This is a genomic window from Aquimarina sediminis, assembly GCF_002895435.1.
Classification (GTDB): domain Bacteria; phylum Bacteroidota; class Bacteroidia; order Flavobacteriales; family Flavobacteriaceae; genus Aquimarina; species Aquimarina sediminis.
In genome coordinates this window covers 162,018-180,730 of record NZ_POYJ01000008.1, presented here as the reverse complement: position 1 = coordinate 180,730, position 18,713 = coordinate 162,018, and the positions used below count along the sequence as shown (strand labels likewise).

General features: G+C 30.9%; 15 protein-coding genes. 7 read left to right on the top strand and 8 right to left on the bottom strand.

Annotation, left to right across the window (positions count from 1 at the left end; all coding sequences use genetic code 11):
• Positions 1-21: 21 nt before the first annotated feature.
• The 4 genes from C1X07_RS17095 to C1X07_RS17080 form a co-directional block, all read right to left on the bottom strand.
• Positions 22-1,029 carry a 3-oxoacyl-ACP synthase III family protein gene (locus C1X07_RS17095; RefSeq protein WP_103071244.1) on the bottom strand — a complete coding sequence of 336 codons (1,008 nt, stop codon included), beginning with the start codon at positions 1,027-1,029 and terminating at the stop codon, positions 22-24.
• Positions 1,030-1,276: 247 nt separating this feature from the next.
• Positions 1,277-1,528: a T9SS type A sorting domain-containing protein gene (locus C1X07_RS25485; protein ID WP_103071243.1), complete on the bottom strand. Its 252-nt coding sequence runs from the start codon at positions 1,526-1,528 to the stop codon at positions 1,277-1,279.
• A 158-nt stretch (positions 1,529-1,686) separates the two neighbouring features.
• The gene (locus C1X07_RS17085) at positions 1,687-2,319 is read right to left on the bottom strand and encodes a response regulator (RefSeq protein ID WP_241507278.1); all 633 of its coding nucleotides are present in this window, start codon (positions 2,317-2,319) and stop codon (positions 1,687-1,689) included.
• On the bottom strand, positions 2,306-4,426 hold the full coding sequence (locus C1X07_RS17080) for an ATP-binding protein (RefSeq protein WP_103071242.1): 2,121 nt from the start codon (positions 4,424-4,426) through the stop codon (positions 2,306-2,308). Before C1X07_RS17080 ends, C1X07_RS17085 begins: the two co-directional genes overlap by 14 nt.
• Positions 4,427-5,109: 683 nt before the next feature.
• On the opposite strand from C1X07_RS17080, the gene htpG reads away from it, so the two are divergent.
• Positions 5,110-6,996, top strand: coding sequence for a molecular chaperone HtpG (gene htpG, locus C1X07_RS17075; RefSeq protein WP_103071241.1), 1,887 nt, complete (start codon positions 5,110-5,112; stop codon positions 6,994-6,996).
• A gap of 65 nt (positions 6,997-7,061) precedes the next feature.
• Here htpG and C1X07_RS17070 read toward each other — a convergent pair whose 3' ends face one another.
• Positions 7,062-8,372, bottom strand: a complete 1,311-nt coding sequence (locus C1X07_RS17070; protein ID WP_103071240.1) for a Fic family protein — start codon at positions 8,370-8,372, stop codon at positions 7,062-7,064.
• 178 nt (positions 8,373-8,550) lie between these two features.
• On the opposite strand from C1X07_RS17070, the gene C1X07_RS17065 reads away from it, so the two are divergent.
• The 3 genes from C1X07_RS17065 (at position 8,551) to C1X07_RS17055 (ending at position 13,012) form a co-directional block, all read left to right on the top strand.
• On the top strand, positions 8,551-9,540 hold the full coding sequence (locus C1X07_RS17065) for a response regulator transcription factor (protein ID WP_103071239.1): 990 nt from the start codon (positions 8,551-8,553) through the stop codon (positions 9,538-9,540).
• An 83-nt stretch (positions 9,541-9,623) separates the two neighbouring features.
• The gene (locus C1X07_RS17060) at positions 9,624-11,942 is read left to right on the top strand and encodes an outer membrane beta-barrel protein (protein ID WP_103071238.1); all 2,319 of its coding nucleotides are present in this window, start codon (positions 9,624-9,626) and stop codon (positions 11,940-11,942) included.
• Positions 11,943-12,157: 215 nt separating this feature from the next.
• Entirely contained in the window at positions 12,158-13,012 is an 855-nt protein-coding gene (locus C1X07_RS17055) for a DUF6503 family protein (protein ID WP_103071237.1), read from the top strand.
• Between the two features lie 83 nt (positions 13,013-13,095).
• Here the strand turns inward: C1X07_RS17055 and C1X07_RS17050 are convergent, their stop codons facing one another.
• Positions 13,096-14,157, bottom strand: a complete 1,062-nt coding sequence (locus C1X07_RS17050; protein WP_103071236.1) for a M12 family metallopeptidase — start codon at positions 14,155-14,157, stop codon at positions 13,096-13,098.
• Between the two features lie 196 nt (positions 14,158-14,353).
• Here C1X07_RS17050 and C1X07_RS17045 point away from each other — a divergent pair, with 196 nt between their 5' ends.
• The gene (locus tag C1X07_RS17045; RefSeq protein WP_206604250.1) at positions 14,354-14,815 is read left to right on the top strand and encodes a hypothetical protein; all 462 of its coding nucleotides are present in this window, start codon (positions 14,354-14,356) and stop codon (positions 14,813-14,815) included.
• A gap of 464 nt (positions 14,816-15,279) precedes the next feature.
• On the opposite strand, the gene C1X07_RS17040 is transcribed toward C1X07_RS17045, so the two are convergent.
• Positions 15,280-15,597, bottom strand: a complete 318-nt coding sequence (locus C1X07_RS17040) for a hypothetical protein (protein ID WP_206604249.1) — start codon at positions 15,595-15,597, stop codon at positions 15,280-15,282.
• 307 nt (positions 15,598-15,904) lie between these two features.
• Here C1X07_RS17040 and C1X07_RS17035 point away from each other — a divergent pair, with 307 nt between their 5' ends.
• A complete protein-coding gene (locus C1X07_RS17035; protein WP_103071234.1) occupies positions 15,905-16,762 on the top strand; it encodes a helix-turn-helix domain-containing protein in 858 nt (285 codons plus the stop codon).
• Positions 16,763-16,766: 4 nt separating this feature from the next.
• Here the strand turns inward: C1X07_RS17035 and C1X07_RS17030 are convergent, their stop codons facing one another.
• Positions 16,767-17,549 (bottom strand): S1/P1 nuclease, encoded by a 783-nt coding sequence (locus C1X07_RS17030; RefSeq protein WP_103071233.1) that lies wholly within the window; start codon positions 17,547-17,549, stop codon positions 16,767-16,769.
• Positions 17,550-17,774: 225 nt separating this feature from the next.
• On the opposite strand from C1X07_RS17030, the gene C1X07_RS17025 reads away from it, so the two are divergent.
• Complete coding sequence (locus C1X07_RS17025; RefSeq protein ID WP_103071232.1) at positions 17,775-18,701, top strand: alpha/beta hydrolase; 927 nt, start codon at positions 17,775-17,777, stop codon at positions 18,699-18,701.
• Positions 18,702-18,713: the final 12 nt, after the last annotated feature.

Genomic DNA, 18,713 nt, shown 5'->3' with positions numbered 1-18,713 from the left:
TTTGTTTTTTTGTTTAATGAGTTACCATTTAATAATAGCACTACCCCAGGTAAATCCACTTCCGAAAGCTGCAAGAACCACCAAGTCCCCTTCTTTTATTTTTCCTTGCTCCCATGCTTCTGTAAGTGCTATAGGAATTGAAGCTGCAGTAGTATTACCATATTTCTGAATATTATTATACACTTGATCATCAGATAATTTAAACTGGCGTTGCACAAATTGAGATATTCTCAAATTTGCTTGATGTGGTATTAGCATGTCAATATCTGCTGCCGATAGATTATTAGCCTGTAATCCTTCATTAATCACTTCAGAAAAACGTACTACGGCATTTTTAAATACAAACTGACCATTCATATAAGGATAGTAAGGAATATTTTCTTGCGGGTTCTCTGAAATAATCTCAGGCACCCAATGTTCTGTACTAGGACCTTCTAGAGATAGTTCTTTAGCATGCGCTCCTTCACTATGCAAATGAGTTGATAAAACTCCCCTTCCTTTTTCTTCGCTTCTGGTTAATATGGCAGCTCCTGCTCCATCTCCAAAAATTACAGAAACTCCTCTCCCTCGGGTTGTCATATCTAAACCTCCACTGTGGTTCTCACTTCCTATCACCAGTACATTTTTATACATACCGGTTTTAATAAACTGGTCTGCTACGGATATAGCATATACAAATCCACTACATTGGTTACGAACATCTAATGCAGGAACAGTTTTCATATCCATCATTTCCTGAACTCTTACCCCTCCCCCTGGGAAATACATATCAGGGCTCAAGGTTGCAAAAATGATTAACTCTATGTCATCTTTGGTAAGTTTCGATCTTTCTAAAGCAATTTTCGCTGCTTTCACCCCCATAGTCGAGGTGCTATTACCATCACCTTTTTTGATGTGACGCCTTTCTTTTATACCTGTACGCTCTTGAATCCATTCGTCATTAGTGTCCATCAATTTAGAAAGATCATCATTGGTTACAATATTTTCAGGGACATAGTATCCTAAACCTGATATTTTTGAAGTATACATATATTGTGTATTGTGTTATTTTGTGCCAGACTAAAAACTGCTACACAATATATGTATTCTTAACATCTTGATAAAAGAAACCCTTATTATATTATATGCATGCATAATAAATAGATTTGCAAGCAACTGCTCTTCAGCAAAAAACACAAAGCTTATACTTCAAAAATCTCTTTATAAAACTTCTAAAACATGAAAAGAGACTATCAAATTAAATTGATAGTCTCCATTCCCCCCAATCTTCCTATAACTATAGTTTTAGAAAGTTTTTTATAACTGTTTCATTTTCATCCTGTACTTTGATTATATATGTTCCTGACGGAAATGAAGAAAAAGAAATCGTATTCTTAATTGACAAATTTTTATTCTCTCTTATTAAATGACCTTTTAAATTAAATATTTTACAGCTTGCGATAGATGTTTCAGATTTTCGATCTATATAAATCTCGGCCCTTAAAGGATTAGGGAATATAAAAAAAGAATTATATTTTGAGTTATTCATCTGAGTTACTATATCTCTTATTAGCTACTTATTTTTTTCAAAATCTTACAATAATTTTGATTGAAATATTATACAGCAAATATAGATAGTTTTACTTCTTTACAACATACGTAGCCCTACGTAATCTTAAAGAGGAAGAAGTATATACCAGACTTAATTTACAAGAATAATTGTTTGTTTTTTTGCGACCATATCAGCAGTGCATTTGGTTTTTGTTCCAGTGTGAGTTTTCTGATTATATTAGCTCGGTGCTTTTCTACTGTTCTTACAGAAATATTTAGAAGATCCGCAATTTCTGTACTGGTCATTTCCTCAGCAATTCGTTTAAGAATTTTAATCTCAGAAGGAGTAAGTTTTTCGATCTCCGAATTGGGTTCAGAAGTATGCGAAAAACGTTTATAAATTTTTGAACTAAAATAAGGCTCTCCCTTGCAAACACTCGTTATACAATCTTCAATTTCATTTAAAGCAAACTCTTTAAGTAAATACCCATGGATATTATATTTGATAGCCTGCTCAAAAAATTTCTTTTCTTTGTGAAGCGTAATCAGTATTATTTTGGTTTCAATTTGATGCCTTTTGCATTTTTTGGCAATATCAACACCGGTAAGGTTTGGCATTTCAATGTCCAAAATTGCAATATCGGGTTTGTTTTTAATAATTGCATTGTATGCAGAAAGACCATCGGTATATGTTCCTATAATAGGATATTTTAGATCTTTTAGAAACTCTTCAAGTCCTTTTAATAATAATGGGTGATCATCTGCTATAAGTATCCTAGGCCTCAGCATATTTTGGAATATTGAATATTAGTGTAGTCCCTTGATCCATCTTAGAAAATATCTTAAAACTGGCTTTCAAAAATTTTGAGCGCTCACTTAGTGTTTTTAAACCTATTTTAGAGGTTGATATTTTTTCTGAAGAAACATCAAAACCTATACCATTATCTTTTATAATAATCTCAACATTTTTCTCTTTATTTACAACTTTAATTTCTGCAGATTGAGCACTAGAATGCTTAAGTATATTATTGAAGCTTTCCTGAACCAATCTATAAATATTAATTTCCTTTTCCTGGTCAAAAACACGGTCAATATTATCAATTTCGGCAGATATAAAAATATCATAATTCTCATCAATCATCTCTACACCACTTTGCAAAGTAACGGTAAGACCAAGTTCTTCTAATTTAAAGGGGTGCAGACTTCTTGATATCTCGCGGACTTCATCAATAACTCCATCAACTACAATGGCAGTCTCGTTATCTTTATTTTTCAAAATTTTGTTTTTGACCAGCAATAAACTTTGACCAACACTATCATGCAAATCTTTAGAAATGCGCTTACTCACACGTTCTTGAGTTTGTAAAAGCTCTTGCAGAAAAGATTGTTGTAATTTCTTATTACGTACAAGTAACGTCTTATTTCTATATAGATAGATTGACAAAAATAAAAGGCTTAACCCTAGTCCTCCAAACCATATTAGGTTTTTCTTAGCACTATCTTTTGCTTCCAATACATCAATATTCGCTTTATGAATTGCTATTTCGTTATCCCTTTTTTCGGTTTCATAAAGCGTTTGATAATAAATAACGCTATTAGATTTTGTTAAATTATAGATAGAATCTTTTAATCTCAGATGCCTATTCAAATGATCTAATGCTACTGATAGCTTATTCATTTTTTTATTTGCCTCATAAAGTTCTTTTTCTAAATGTACCTGACCTCTTATATCTCCCGCCTTTCTAAAAATATTGATTTCTTCTTCAAAAACAGGAATAGCCTCTTTATACTTCCCTTCTGCAGCTTTGAATCGACCTAATGCCTTTAGATAAAATATTCTATCATAGGGACTGTTTATTAAATCAGCAGCAAGTTCTAGTGTATCAATGTATTTTTTTGCAAGTTCTAATCTACCCTGTTTTGAATAAAATTCTGACAGATATGCCCTTATTCTAAACAAACCTGTATACTGCTGGTCGGTATCCTTTTTTAATAATTTATATGCTTTAAGATATGCCTCTTCTTCTTTTTTATACTCCTTTTTCTTTACAAAATCACGAGCATCATTAATACTTAACTCTGAAAGAGCTGAATAATCTTTATTTTTCTGACTACTTAACAGGACTCTGATTTTTTTCCTTTCTTCAAAAGATTTTTCTAAAAGATAGAGTTGACTAAAAATTCCTGATACGGCTAGCCCAGTATACGCCATATATGTTGTATCTTTCATGGCGCTATATAATCTATTAGCTATCTGATACTTTAGTACCGCCTCAGTAAGCTTTCCTAGTCGTTCACTGGCTTGTCCATTAAAATAAATTGCATCTGCCTCAAAAATAGAATCCTTAGTCTGATGGTATACTCTTTCTGCATTGGTATAGTCTACGATTGCTTTTTCCAAATTATCGATTTGGTAATTAGCTCCTGCCTTTTTAACATATAAATGCCCAAGATTAATTCTATTCTTAATTTTGTTACTATCTTTAATAATAGTATTGACAATAGCAAGTGCAGAATCAGGTTTACCAACCATTTGGAGATAGTAATATGTAAGTTTAGAAGTTTTGAATGCTGCCAAATCAAAACTATCCAATCGCTTTGCTAAATCAATGTATTCTAAACTATATTTTGGATATTTTTGTTTATAAAACTCAAAATCCGAAGCTCTCATTTTATAAACTTCCTTAGATATCGAATCTAATAGATACAACCTTTCTTCATTATCTACTATATGATCAAGTTGATTAATCAAATCAACCACATATTCCTTTTGCTGAGCGAAGGAAAAAAAATGGTGTAAAGCAATAATAACGAATATATGTATATTTCTATTTAACATTATTGGAGGTAGCATTCTAGTTGTGAAGATACTGATAAATGCATTTTTATAATACATCTTCGAGTTCTATTTTTTGGGATTAAAATTATATGCTACAAAGATTAAAAAAATGGCTTAAATATCTAATTACTTAGCCAAACGAATTCAGATTACTTCTTTATTTAATACCATAAAACGAGAAAGATGCGCCAACCACAGCGCATCTTTCTAACAACCTAACCAATAAATAAACAAACCGAATCAGTCGAATGACTGATTATTGGTACTTTTAAAAAAAATTATTATCATTCCTATTCCAATCAACCAACACATTGATCTTTCTACAGGAGGTTTTTTTTTTTGATTATCCGTTTTTTATTCAAAACCTATACATTCATAAATAATATATTCTGATGGCGACAGAAATAACTGTCGCCAAATCAGAAACTATATCGTTCATAACTTCAGGGTACTAAATTTTTCACAGCAAGTTTTTCCCATCTTTATTAGCTCTGGATATGTAACCAATATCCTTAGCATATACAGATTGTGTCATAAACGATTTATAAACAGTATTTTATATTGCATCAAAAAAACAAAATATCTCTTTAATACTTACTTAGTCTATAATGCCAACTGTTCATTACAATCCTATGTAAAAAACTTTCCTAAATGCCAGTTTGGCAGATACTTGTTATTGGTATTTTTTTTGAATAGAGAAAAGTTCAAAAGATGACAATTAAATTAAAAATAGTATAGAAATGGCAACAGGAAGTATTAATGTATCTGTAGAAAACATTTTTCCTTTAATTAAAAAGTTTTTGTATTCTGATCATGAAATTTTCTTACGAGAACTAATTTCGAATGCAACAGATGCAACTTTAAAATTAAAGCATTTAACCAATATTGGTGAAATTAAAGTAGAATATGGCAATCCTTTTATAGAGGTTAAAATTGATAAAGAAAACAAGCAATTACGTATTATCGATCAAGGAATCGGTATGACCGCTGAAGAGGTTGAAAAATACATCAACCAGGTTGCTTTTTCTGGTGCAGAAGAATTTCTTGAAAAATATAAGGATAGTGCCAAAGATTCTGGAATAATTGGGCACTTTGGTCTTGGGTTTTATTCAGCCTTTATGGTCGCAGATAAAGTAGAGATCATAACAAAATCATATAAAGATGAGCCTGCGGCACATTGGATATGTGATGGATCACCTACATACAGTATTGAAGAGCACGATAAAGCAGATAGAGGAACAGAAATTATTTTACATATTGGCGAAGATGATGTCGAGTTTCTAGAAGAAAGTAGAATAAATGAGCTTTTAGTAAAGTATAATAAATTCATGCCGGTATCTATCAAATTTGGTACAAAAACTGAAACTTTACCAAAGCCAGAAGATGCTAAAGAGGAAGACCCTGCTCCTACTCAAGAAGTAGACAACATCATTAACAACCCTAACCCAGCATGGACAAAGCAGCCTGCTGATTTAAAAGATGAAGATTACAAAGGTTTTTATCGTGAGTTGTATCCAATGCAATTTGAAGAACCTCTTTTTAATATACATCTTAATGTAGATTATCCTTTTAACCTAACTGGAATTTTATATTTCCCAAAACTAGGTCAGGATATGAACATGCAAAAAGATAGAATTCAATTATACCAAAACCAGGTATTCGTTACCGATAATGTTGAAGGTATCGTACCTGAGTTTCTAACTATGCTGCGAGGTGTAATTGACTCTCCTGATATTCCTCTAAATGTTTCACGTTCTTACTTACAAGCCGACGGCAATGTAAAAAAGATATCCAGTTATATCACTCGTAAGGTTGCTGATAAGCTAAGTTCTATGTTCAAAAACAATAGAGAAGACTTTGAACAAAAATGGAATGATATCAAGATTGTAATCGAATATGGAATGCTGTCTGAAGACAAGTTCTTTGAGAAAGCTGACAAATTTGCTCTTTACCCAACCGTTGATGGATCTTTCTTTACTTATGAAGAATTACAAGAGAAAATTAAAGATTCGCAAACTGATAAGGATGGAAAATTAGTTGTTCTATATGCATCTAATAAAGATGAGCAACATTCATATATCTCTGCTGCAAAAGATAAAGGTTATGAAGTGCTACTTCTGGACTCTCCTATTGTTTCGCACCTAATTCAAAAATTAGAAACCAGTAAAGAAAATATATCTTTTGCTCGTGTAGATGGTGATCATATCGACAATCTTATTAAAAAGGATGAAGAAACCATTTCTAAGTTATCTGATGAAGAAAAAGAAAGTCTTAAAACTGATTTAGAAAAAATAGTTCCTAAAGAAAAGTATACTATACAGCTAGAAGCTATGGATAGTAATGCTTCTCCATTTATGATCACGCAACCAGAGTTTATGCGTCGTATGAAAGAGATGCAACAAACCGGTGGTGGTGGAATGAATATGTTTGGTAATATGCCAGAAATGTTCAATTTGATTGTAAACACAAACCACGAATTGATCAGTCAAATTAAAGACACTAAAACCGATAAGAAAAAAGAACGTTTGATCAAACAATCTCTGGATCTGGCGAGACTTTCTCAAAATCTATTAAAAGGAGAAGAATTAACAGATTTCATTAAGCGTAGCTACGAGATGATAAAATAGTAGTTAGATTACTAAAGCTTTTATATAGACCGCTTCATTGTTAGATACATTGAAGCGGTTTTTTATTACTTATTTTTTATTTCCTGGATTACATAATTAATAATTTCCTTCACTATTTTTAGATAATTATCATCGATCACCTTTTCATCATAATATTTAATACATGAAAACTCTTTAAAAGAGATTTTATAGTGTCCGTAATTAAATTTAACATCTAAATTTATATAAATCTCACTTTCATAATAGGTATAAACACCAGTAATAGCAAACAAGTCCTTATCTATCAAATATTTCTTATACTCTTCGAAGTTTAAAAAATTAAATTGTTTATATTCTTCTTCACTAAATGATTCTAAAAATTGTACTCCAGAATTTACTGGGTCTACAAACAAATCTTCAAATTTCTCTAACTTCTTTTTTAAAAAAGAAAAAATCTTAAAAGATATCTCAATTACGTCATCAGGATCTCTATTTTTCTTTCCATTTTTGACCCCTAACTCTTTTCTAAACAAAGCTATTTCCTTATCTATATCATCAGGTTCAGAAATATCTTCTCCATAGATTCCTTTTTGGTAAATTTTCAAAGAACTCTTTACACTCTCAGAAATATACTCTACAATAGGAATAATTTGTCCGTTATCTGCCTGAGAAAGACATGCATAATATTCATTCTTTGTTTCTTGCCTAATTACTGAGACTGGATATCCAAACTTTAAAAGAATAAAATTAGTTAGTATCCTTGTCATTCTTCCATTTCCATCATCAAAAGGATGAATTGCAACAAATCTGTGATGAAAAACAGAAGCCAAAACAAGAGGGTGTATATCCTGATTACCCGCAGAAGTATTGTACCAATCTACTAATTCCTTCATCTTAATCGGAGTCTCCTCTGGGGTAGCATAATAATGAATCTCACCTGTTGCGGTTTGAACATGATTTGGAGAAGTTTTATATATACCTGATTGTATGAGCTTCTTGGTTTTTAAACCGTCTTTTGTAACTGCATCGTTATGATAATCTTTTCCAAGTACAAGTTTATGTAAACTTCTTATATCAGTTTCATTTAAATCTCTTTTACTAGCCACCATATCCATCATAAAATCAATAGCTTCATTGTGACCTTTGATATCTAAAGCATCTTTTAAAGGTTTCCCCTTTGCTGTTATTCCCTCCATTAGCAGAGCAATAGTTTCTCCATAAGTAAAAGAATTCCCTTCAATAGCATTTGAATTATAATTCCAATCTAACCTAAGTTTTTGAAAAATCTTGTCCTTTAACTCATTAGGTAGTGGTCTATGTTTATCTATTTCTTCTTTTAAAACATCAACTTCTTTCAAAAAAGGAAGTTCTTTACTTAATTTAACTACTGTATCCATTTTATCATTTTCTAACAATTGTAAATTTAGTTTATATTTTCAAAAGTGCGACTAAGAAAATTAATACAAAAGTTTGACTATCTTCCAATGACTATACTTAAACTGTTTTTTATATCCCACTTTGTTATATACTACAAAACTTTTACATTCGTATAGATATCTTCTATACATTGTAACAATGAAGAACTGGAAAAATATTTTTTTACCATTGTGCCTGATTAGTATACATCTATTTGGTCAAAATAGTGTTTCTGGCTATGTATCTCTTGAAAATCCAGAGGATTGGGAAAATAAAGTCTATTTAAGCAAAATTCATCTAGAAGAAGGTGCTAATTCTTTTACTGCTACTCCGATCGATTCATCAATAATAACAAAAGAAGGTTTTTTTGCATTTGATCAAGACTTATTTACAACAAAAGAGCATATTTACAAAGTAAAGCTTAAGCCCATTTCTACGAAAGACAAAAAAAATATTTCAAACAAAATAGAACATTTTAAATTATTCATTCTTTCTAAAAAAGATACACTACATTTTAATAAAGGTGAAGCCCTTTTTAAAAAATATACTACAAACAATGTTGCAGATCTAGAATGGCAAAAATTAAAAACATTTGAAGCTCAATATGAAAACTTAACCGATGATTTTGATCCCAAACAATACTTACTGGAAACCAAAGGGTATGTCAAAGATTCTTTGCAAATACTTTTAGTAAAACTCATAGGTATCAAAAAACTTGACGATCAAAATCTATTAGAAAAAGATGCCAGAGCCAATCCCGAATATTATGTAAGTTTATTACAAGAACTAAAATCCAGTGAACTCGACCCTTCTACATATCTATATTTAGAAAATAAATTAAGGATCATCACTCAGGAAATTACTGATCAAAAATATAAAATGAGTTTATGGATTAATGGTGTGACTAGTTTGGTTATTCTAATTCTAGTTCTAGTAGTGATTAAATTCTTTAAAAGGTTAAAAGAAAAAAAATCTATACCTTTAAGTAAGCAGGAAAAAATTATAAAAGATCTTATTCTTTTGGGTAAAAGCAATAAAGAAATTGCAAATGAATTGTTTATTAGCCTAAGTACTGTAAAAACTCATATAACTAACATTTACAGCAAATTAAATATTTCTAACAGAAAAGATTTATTACTTAAAAAGTAAAATCATACTGGTACTAGTACTTTTTCAGGCATAGCTTATTCTGCTTTTTTATCATTTTGGATAGTTATTTGCTTCAAAAAACAATGAAGCGAATCTTTTCCTACTTCCTCTTATTACTCTCTTATATTGTATATGGACAATCAAATTATACCTTATCAGGTTTTGTGTCGAATCAAAACAATATACCTGTAAAAACTGGAAATGTATTACTACTTGATGAAAACTCTAACCTTGTAAAGTATGCCCTTATCATAGAAGGAAAATTTACTTTTACGCACCTAAACACCAACAAATATATCGCAACCATCACCTCTTTAGGCTATAACAAAGAATCAAGAACTCTTTTTTTGGATGAAGATAAAATCCTTAACATCCAATTAAAAAAAAGTGTAATCGCTCTCGATGAAGTTACTATTAAAGCAAACAAGAACAACGTAACTATAAATAATGGTAACTTGAAAGTAACTATCAAAAATTCTATTTTCGAATCGCTACCATCAACTATAGACATATTGTCTAAACTCCCAGGGATTCAAATCAACCCCAATCAGGAATCTATTTTTGTAGTAGGAAAAGGAAGCCCTCTTATATATCTCGACAACCAACGAATTAGCCTGGATCAACTTAAATCATTATCCGTAGAAGATATAAAGGACATAGAACTCATAAGTAACCCTTCAGCCAAATATGAAGCTCAGGGAAGAAGTCTTATTTTTGTCACAAGAAAACATAACACTATTGATGGGTATAAAATTCAATTATCTGAAATAGCATCAATAAAAAAAAGGTTCAATAACTATCTAGAAGTAAACTCAAATTATAAAAAAAACAAATTAGAACTTAGATCTAATTTTAATTACAATCAACTAGGCTTTTGGGAAGGCGCTAGTTCTGAGCTTGCTCTTTTAGAAAACAATATCAAATCTCAATATCAAGTGACGGCAACAGGTCCCAGACCACAGTATATTATAGGTAGTGGTATATTTTACCAATTTAACAAAAATGATTATATCTCAGGGCAAATAAACTTAAGAGCACAAACCGATAAATTCCCTCTTAAAACCAATAGTATACTGCAACAAGAAACAAGAGAGGATCATATATTAACCGAAGTACAAAATGATGAAAAAAGAAATTTCTTAAGTAGTAATATCAACTTCAACAAAAAGATCAATCCCTCAACCAGTTTATTTTTTGGTTTTCAATATTCTAACTACATCAGACATCCTAAAAGCAGTATTTTTAATAATTTCAATAAAAAAGGTTTTGAATTATTACAGAATAGAGATCAACGATACGAAATAAGCTCTTTTGCCAGTAAAATTGACATTGAAAAAAGAATCAGTAAACGTGTGAAATTAGAAATCGGTGGTAGTATATCTAATGCCAATGCCCTTGCTTACTCCAACTTTAGCTTCATAAACCCCATTAATACGACTATCTCCAATTATGATTATAAAGAATCTAATTATGCCTCCTATGGTCAACTGTCAGGAAATTTGAACATAATTGAATATTCTATGGGTATGAGACTAGAAACCAATATTGTAAAAGGAGGGTTCAGAAGTGATAATGATTTATTAATAAATAGAAAACAAACTCAATATTTTCCAAAAATAAAAATTAATATACCTATTGATAGTACCAAAAGTATTTCTTTTAACTATAGCAAGACAATAAGAAGACCGCATTACTTAAATGCCAGTTCAATTAGCACGTTTATTAACCCTTTAGTAGAATTCTCAAGAAATGTAAACCTAGAGTCAACCATAATAGAAGAAGTATCTACTATTTTTCAATACAAAAAATCCACACTTGACATCAATTATTATAAGGAAAACAACCCTGTTTTCTACGATGTAATTTATGATTCTTTAGAAAATAGAGTTATATCTTCTCCACAAAATTTTGAAAAAGAATCTGGATATCAAATACGGTTTACGAATTTAGCATCATATAAATTTTGGAACTCTACAAACTCATTAACATTAACTCACAATAGTATTAAAAACTCTACGGCAATTAGTAATGAGGCAAAGCCATATCTTTATTACCACTCAAGTAATGAATTCAAACTTTCTTCTAAAACAACCTTAGGTTTAATTTTTTGGGGATTTACTAAACGAAATCAAAGTGTTTTTAAGAGAAATGCTCTTTTTGTGGCAAATGCATCTTTTTCAAAAACCTATTTTAATACTCTAATGGTGGCTATAAATTTTAACGATATTTTTAAAAACTTTGTGTATCAAGATAATTTTACTTCTAATAATATTGCTGTTCAGAATAATTTTTATGTGGATGGAAGAGAAGTTTCATTCACTATTAAATATTCCTTTGGACAAACAAAAAAATCATCCTTCAGAAATAAGAATATAGACCCAAATCTAGATCGAATACAATAACAATTTACACAGCTTATTCTCAACACCTTTTTCAAATCATATGGGGCAAGCGCCCCTACAATCTATTAAGAACATACAATTATTTTAAAAGCTATACCAAAAACGGCTAACACATAAATATACTTTAACCTTCTGTTACAATTTTCCTAAATGCTATTTTTCGAATATTGCTTTTTAGTAATTTTGATATACATAATACAAACCAACCATTACTTATGAAACATTTATTGATTCTGATTATTTCGATCGTAATTTTAAGCTGTACCAAAAACAAAAAAGAAGAAAACCAAACCTCTGTTACTACTGATAACAAAAAGGAAATGATTCCTACAGAACCAGATGGAGGCATTGGAGATGGCGGTTTACCTATAATAGACAACTATATCCAAAGCATCGAAAAAGCTCATAAAAAACCTGATTTTTTAAATCATAAAGCAATAAGTTTTAATATCAATGTTTTTTTTGATGGAAAACAGCATCTCGATGGAAAAATTACAATGCTTACTAATTCTACCAAAATTAGAATTGATAAAACAGATGATAGTAAATTGATCTATACAGGTAAAAATGTTTTTTTATGCCCTGAAGATGCCAAAGATGCAGGGGCTCGTTTTGATATGTTTACCTGGTCATATTTTTTTGGTTTTCCTTATAAACTAAATGATCCTGGAACAAAACTAGAACTTGAAGATTTGAGAATTCTTGATGGTATAAAATACCAAACAGCCAAACTTTCTTTTGAAAAAGAGGTTGGAGATTCACCAGAGGACTGGTATATTTTGTATACCGATCCAAAAGATAAAATTTTAAAATCGGCAGCTTATATTGTAACTTACGGGAACGATGGTGATATATCAAAAGCTGAAGAAGACCCCCATGCTATCTACTATAAAGATTTTATTACTATCGAAGGAATTCCATTTGCTACCAAGTGGGAGTTTTTTGGTTGGACCGAAGAAAAAGGTATAACGGATAAATTAGGAGAGGCTACAATTACAGATATTACCTTTCTAGAAGAAGAAGGTTCTATTTTTGAGACTCCGGAAAATGCTAAGGAGATTAAGTTGTAATACTACCACTATTTAAATGTAATATAGCCCTCTAAAATAAATTTTAGAGGGCTATATTGTGATATTTTCTTATTAGCCTCCTTTTAGTTATTTGCTATATCATTAAGATCAGGTATATCTTGAGTTTTTGATGATCTAGAAGTACCACATTGCCCTATTCGATTCCAGCCGCTAGAGGTTCTTTCATATAAATAGCCTCTGTAAGTTACACGATCACCAGGCTGATAATTTTGTGAGCTTGACCAAGGAGCAACTCCTTCACAAATATCATTTCCTCCTCCTCCAGGATACATAATACCTGTACCAGAGATATCACCAGAAGACAGTCCATTTCTTTGCGCATTATATGTAGATCCATTTTTTCGAACTATGGTTGGTTGACCATTAGCAGAAAAAGCGTAAGAGCCATATAACATAATCGAATTAAAATCTAAAGAATTCGTATACTCATCTCCATCATTTCCTTGTTGAGTATACGTCTGAAAGTTAAATGATCTTCCTGATTGTATATTCTGAAAATTAATGGTTATGTACTGATCTCTATCTTTTCTACTTTGTTCATGCCATAACCCAATAGCATGCCCAATTTCATGTATTGTATTACCTGTAGAACATCCACTTGCCAAATTAATATCTTGTCTACCTCCTGTACGCCCTACATAAGATGAACACCCATTACCAGATTTGAAATAGATATAAGCACTTTGATTTGTTCTTCTTACAAATTTAAGGCTTGTTTTGGCTTCCCAATGTGCTATTGCATCGGTAACCCTTGCTTGATTAGGCAAGCTACTTTGTATACTGTAATATACTGTATTATTTGGCCACCTTCTTCCAGTTCGACCAACACTTTTGCCATTTTTTGAAGACGCCATATTATCAGGAATAACATGCATATCTCCTTGCATAATATACTCACCATTTATCTTCTCTACCTCAACGGATTGTCCATTAAGTTGAATAGTTACCAGCTTTCCGGTAGTTTCAGGATAAGCCTGTTCTTGTAAAAAACCTTTTTCAGTTGTTGTAATAGTTTCTAATTGCCCCTGAGCATTGTCAAATTGTTCACTTTCGCAAGAAATAAAAGTTGTGCATGCAGTGAAAGCTAAAACACCTATTACGGTGTTTTTAAATACTGTTTTCATAATTAATAATATTTGAGTTTGTGTAATTCTTTTAACTCTGATCAATTCCTTTTATTGTTGCAAATACAATAAATTATTGCCTAAAAAATTGTAGTAAACTCTTGTTTTATCACACATTATCTAATCACATAGTGTAAAAGATGCCAGTATTTTTTGTATCTTTAAGAAGCACACATTTTTTTAAAACTTTATTCTCATGACTCCGCTTTTTAAAAAACTACAGCTCCCGCCCTCATTAGATGAGATATTGATCCTTAATGAACCTAAGGGATTTTGTAAGGAACTAGATTGCCTTAAAGACGTAATGGTAAAAGAATCTTTGATTCAGGTATCAGAAGTTGATTTTGCTATTGTGTTTATAACCGAAAAAAAACAAATAGAAAATCGTATCGAAACAGTTTATCCCAAATTAGTGGGTGATGCTATATTATGGTTTGCTTTTCCTAAAAAGAAATCTAAAAATTACACTTCAGAAATTAGTAAAGATTATGGTTGGGGTGTATTGGGTGATTATAATCTCAAACCAGTAAAACAAGTCTCTATAGATTCTGACTGGACAGCACTTCGTTTTCGAAAAGTCAGTTTTATTAAAGAAAATACAGATAAAAAAAGTTTTAGCCTTAGTAGAGCAGATAAGAAAAAACCAACTAGTGTTTAATAAGTTAGTACTTATACACTTTAGCTTTAATTTTTATAATCGCAAAGGTTTTCCATTTAATTCGGTCTAAAGAATTAACGAGAATAATACCATTTTATCTTCCACATCATAAACTACTGGTTTATTTAAGCGGTATTGCAGATTTTTTTGCAGATCTTGAAATACTATTTGTAGAAACCAAAACTATTTCGATTTGGGTTCTGATCGTAATGTTAATTTTATTTTCCCCGTGCATATCCAGATACTTATAAATAAAAAGGCTAGTTTACATCTACCTAAATCAATTTTAATATTCAGATTATTATTCCAATTCCCTCTATTGTATTGGGTACGCCAATACCTATAGCCTTATCAAAGGTTTATAACTAAAGGCAGAAAGTAACATCCAACTGACAGACGGCGTAGTAAAAACAAAAATCACTTATATGAAATGCCTCTCTGCAAAGAGGTAAAAACACTTTTTCTTATTTAATGACCCGATAGGGCTCTTTATTATAACTCATTGAGTTAATATCATAATGACTATTCTTAAGTAATACTATTGCAACAAAGCTTAATATGCAATATATAGAAGCCAAAAACCAATAATTGACATCCAAAAAGAACAGCATAAAAAATGTAAATAATGTTATGGTTGCAATTAATACTTCTTTGGTAAAAATTCCTAAAATCAAAAACATTCCGATTACGAATTCTTCAAAGGGCACTAAAGGAGCTAGAGCCTCTATAAGCTCTATATTGAATACTTTAGCACTACCAAAATACACATCCAATCTATCCAAAAATTTTGAATACCTAATAACATTATAAATACTGTAAAAAATCAAAAATATCCCTAGTGATATTCTTGTAGCCCGATATATAAAAAATTTAATCCTCATTATGAGATTTGTGTAAAATTTTGTGGTGCAAATTTAAAACTCACTTCAACTTCTATTCTTGTAAAAAATTACGGATAACTTGTACATAAATCCTGTAATCTATTCGTTATCAACAGCATCAAACCACGCTACCAAAACCACTTGGGCAAAAAGAATCCTTTTTTATTGATTTTATTTTTGTAACTTTAAAAATGTTAAATAATTCTTTATGAACCGTTATACCTTGCATGAGACTTTTGTAGTGCATCAGTATGCTATTGATGAATGGGAAGCAAAACCTCATAACCATAACTATTTTGAGATAATTTTTATCGAAAAAGGTTATGGGTATCATACTATTAATGGTATTCGGTTTCCCTATAAAGAAAATGATATTTTTTTGCTAGCGCCTGAAGACACTCATCATTTTGAAATCGAGAAACGTACTAGTTTTACCTATTTCAAGTTTACAGAACTTTTATTTTCCAGTAAAGTTAATTTGCCCGACAGGCAATACTGGCTGCAGAGAATTGAACAATTACTGCATCAACCCAATATTATCCCAGGGGATGTAATCTCTCATGAAGATGATAGAAAAATCATTTGGGATATACACAATGTTGTATTAGAAGAATTTAGAAATGAGAAAATCTATTATCAGGAGATTATTTCTAATGCAATAAGTACTATTTTAAGTATCATTGTTCGTAACATTTCTGAAAAATACAACTCGCATCAAAAGAACATTCCTGTAAATCATACCAAAATTGACTTAATTTTAAGCCATATTAGACAACATGTATATGACAATGACCTTACTAAGATCAATTTTTTGGCCAATAAATTTAATATGTCACAAAGTTCAATTAGCACATATTTTAAGAGAAAGACAGGAGAATCAATACACCAATATGTTACAAAGTATAAAATGAAGCTTGTAGAATACCGCTTGCAACATACAGAATTTACTATTGCAGAAATTGCATATCAATTGGGGTATACAGATGAAAGTCACCTTACAAAAACTTTCAAAAAGTATTTTTCAATGTCTCCAAAGCAATATCGAAAAGAACTCGCCATCCAATAAGAAGCTATCCAAATATTTCATTTAGTATTTTTGCTAATCGAACTCCTCCTTTTTGTAATTGAGTTCGTACTACCGGGAAATAATTATACATGTATTTATATCCAAGTTTTTCTCCAACATTTGCAGAAGCATATACTTCTTGAGCTAATTTTTGAGATTCATACACCCAATCTAAGATAGTGCCACTTTGGATATCTTTAATTTGTTTTTTTGATAGTACATTAGCATTTACAGCTAATTCAGTATAACTCATCCCATAATAATCTATCATCTCACTATCCCAAACCCTATGAAGATTGGAGCCTTCTCTAAACCAACGCACTTGAATATCATTTCCTCCCTTATCTTCTCCTCTACCAACATGCAACGGTTGATGAAGATCTCCAACAAAATGCACCAGCATTTTAAGATAAAATTCCTTATCCTTACTAGTAGATTTTTTATTTTTAAGAACCTCTATGCACTTATCAATTCCCTGAACCAAATCTCCATATTCGTTAGGGCTTTCTTCTCCATACTTTTTATCAAACGAAAAGTTAACATAATGCCACGGGCTATATCCTTTGTACTGCTTATCACTTTTAATTTCATCTGCAAAAACAGAAACAAAAGCAAGCCCTTTTCCGCTAAGAATGTTAGCTACATTGCGTTTAGCTTTCTTCGTCAAATATGTATCCGCAATCTGTCCCGTTACTCTATGACCAGTCTTGCCCCAATCATAATCTGACGAAAATCCAGATAACGAAATTAATAACAGTACAAATAAGCATTTATGTTGAAGTTTCATTTGTTTATATTTTGAGACAAAGATAAAAAAGGGTATGTTAGTGATTCGTTAAAATAATCATTATCACATAAACAATTTGTAATTGCATCTTAGTAATAATCCAAACCAAAATATACTAATAAATTTATCGTTCTATTGTTTATGCTTATTATTTTAACCGTAAGGCAATTTTACCGTTAAACAGTTTGTTATAAATTATTTATCCCATATAAACAAACATACATTATGAAGAGTAAACTTTATCTACTGATGACCTTGATCACTGCATTATGCCTCGCTCAAGAAAAAGAATATAATTCTGCTGTGGTCAAAATCAACAAATATATAGAGGGATCTTTGGTTACTCCATACTCTGATCACAATGTTCCTTTAGTTATTTTTATTATGGATTCGGGTGCTATTAATAGAGATGGCAATGATAGAATGTCTAAAAATGATACTTTTAAAAAGCTATCACATGAGCTAGCCAGATTAGGAATTGCTTCATATCGCTACGACAAAAGGCTTTTTAAAATGGATCATCTAGGTATTAAAGAGCATGAAATTTCTCTGGATCATTTTATAGAAGATGCTATATCAGTTATAGATTATTTTAATAAAAACGAAAAGTATCAAAAGATTGTTATTGCTGGACATGGGCAAGGTTCTCTTATAGGAATGATTGCTGCAAAAGGAAAAGCAAACGGTTTTATATCTATTGCTGGAAATGCTGTTTCGATTGATCAAGTAATTATAGAACAAATTGCCAAACAAGCTCCTGGGCTAGACAAAAGTGCATATGTCGCTTTTAAACAACTAAAAGAAAACGGAAGAGCAACTGGTTATGATCCTGCACTTGAATCTATTTTTAGATATGACTTACAATCTTTCATGAGATCATGGATGAAGTATGACCCTTCTGAAGAAATTCTAAACCTAGAAATGCCAATCTTAATCATACACGGTGATAAAGACCTACAGGTAGAACTAGCACAATCAGAAAAATTAAAAGAAGTAGCCCCACAATCTGAATATCTATTTGTCCAAAATATGAATCATATTCTGAGAGAAATTAAAGGATCTCGATTAGAAAATCATAAATCATATAATGAACCCTTTAGAAAAATAATACCTGAAGTTCTAACAGGTATTGCTAACTTTGTTAATCAATAGTTAATTTATAAA

Bases quoted from the DNA above. Each gene is read 5' to 3' on its own strand.
- C1X07_RS17095 (WP_103071244.1), bottom strand. From the start codon at position 1,029: ATGTATACTTCAAAAATATCAGGTTTAGGATACTATGTCCCTGAAAAT.
- C1X07_RS25485 (WP_103071243.1), bottom strand. From the start codon at position 1,528: ATGAATAACTCAAAATATAATTCTTTTTTTATATTCCCTAATCCTTTA.
- C1X07_RS17085 (WP_241507278.1), bottom strand. From the start codon at position 2,319: ATGCTGAGGCCTAGGATACTTATAGCAGATGATCACCCATTATTATTA.
- C1X07_RS17080 (WP_103071242.1), bottom strand. From the start codon at position 4,426: ATGTATTATAAAAATGCATTTATCAGTATCTTCACAACTAGAATGCTA.
- htpG (WP_103071241.1), top strand. From the start codon at position 5,110: ATGGCAACAGGAAGTATTAATGTATCTGTAGAAAACATTTTTCCTTTA.
- C1X07_RS17070 (WP_103071240.1), bottom strand. From the start codon at position 8,372: ATGGATACAGTAGTTAAATTAAGTAAAGAACTTCCTTTTTTGAAAGAA.
- C1X07_RS17065 (WP_103071239.1), top strand. From the start codon at position 8,551: ATGAAGAACTGGAAAAATATTTTTTTACCATTGTGCCTGATTAGTATA.
- C1X07_RS17060 (WP_103071238.1), top strand. From the start codon at position 9,624: ATGAAGCGAATCTTTTCCTACTTCCTCTTATTACTCTCTTATATTGTA.
- C1X07_RS17055 (WP_103071237.1), top strand. From the start codon at position 12,158: ATGAAACATTTATTGATTCTGATTATTTCGATCGTAATTTTAAGCTGT.
- C1X07_RS17050 (WP_103071236.1), bottom strand. From the start codon at position 14,157: ATGAAAACAGTATTTAAAAACACCGTAATAGGTGTTTTAGCTTTCACT.
- C1X07_RS17045 (WP_206604250.1), top strand. From the start codon at position 14,354: ATGACTCCGCTTTTTAAAAAACTACAGCTCCCGCCCTCATTAGATGAG.
- C1X07_RS17035 (WP_103071234.1), top strand. From the start codon at position 15,905: ATGAACCGTTATACCTTGCATGAGACTTTTGTAGTGCATCAGTATGCT.
- C1X07_RS17030 (WP_103071233.1), bottom strand. From the start codon at position 17,549: ATGAAACTTCAACATAAATGCTTATTTGTACTGTTATTAATTTCGTTA.
- C1X07_RS17025 (WP_103071232.1), top strand. From the start codon at position 17,775: ATGAAGAGTAAACTTTATCTACTGATGACCTTGATCACTGCATTATGC.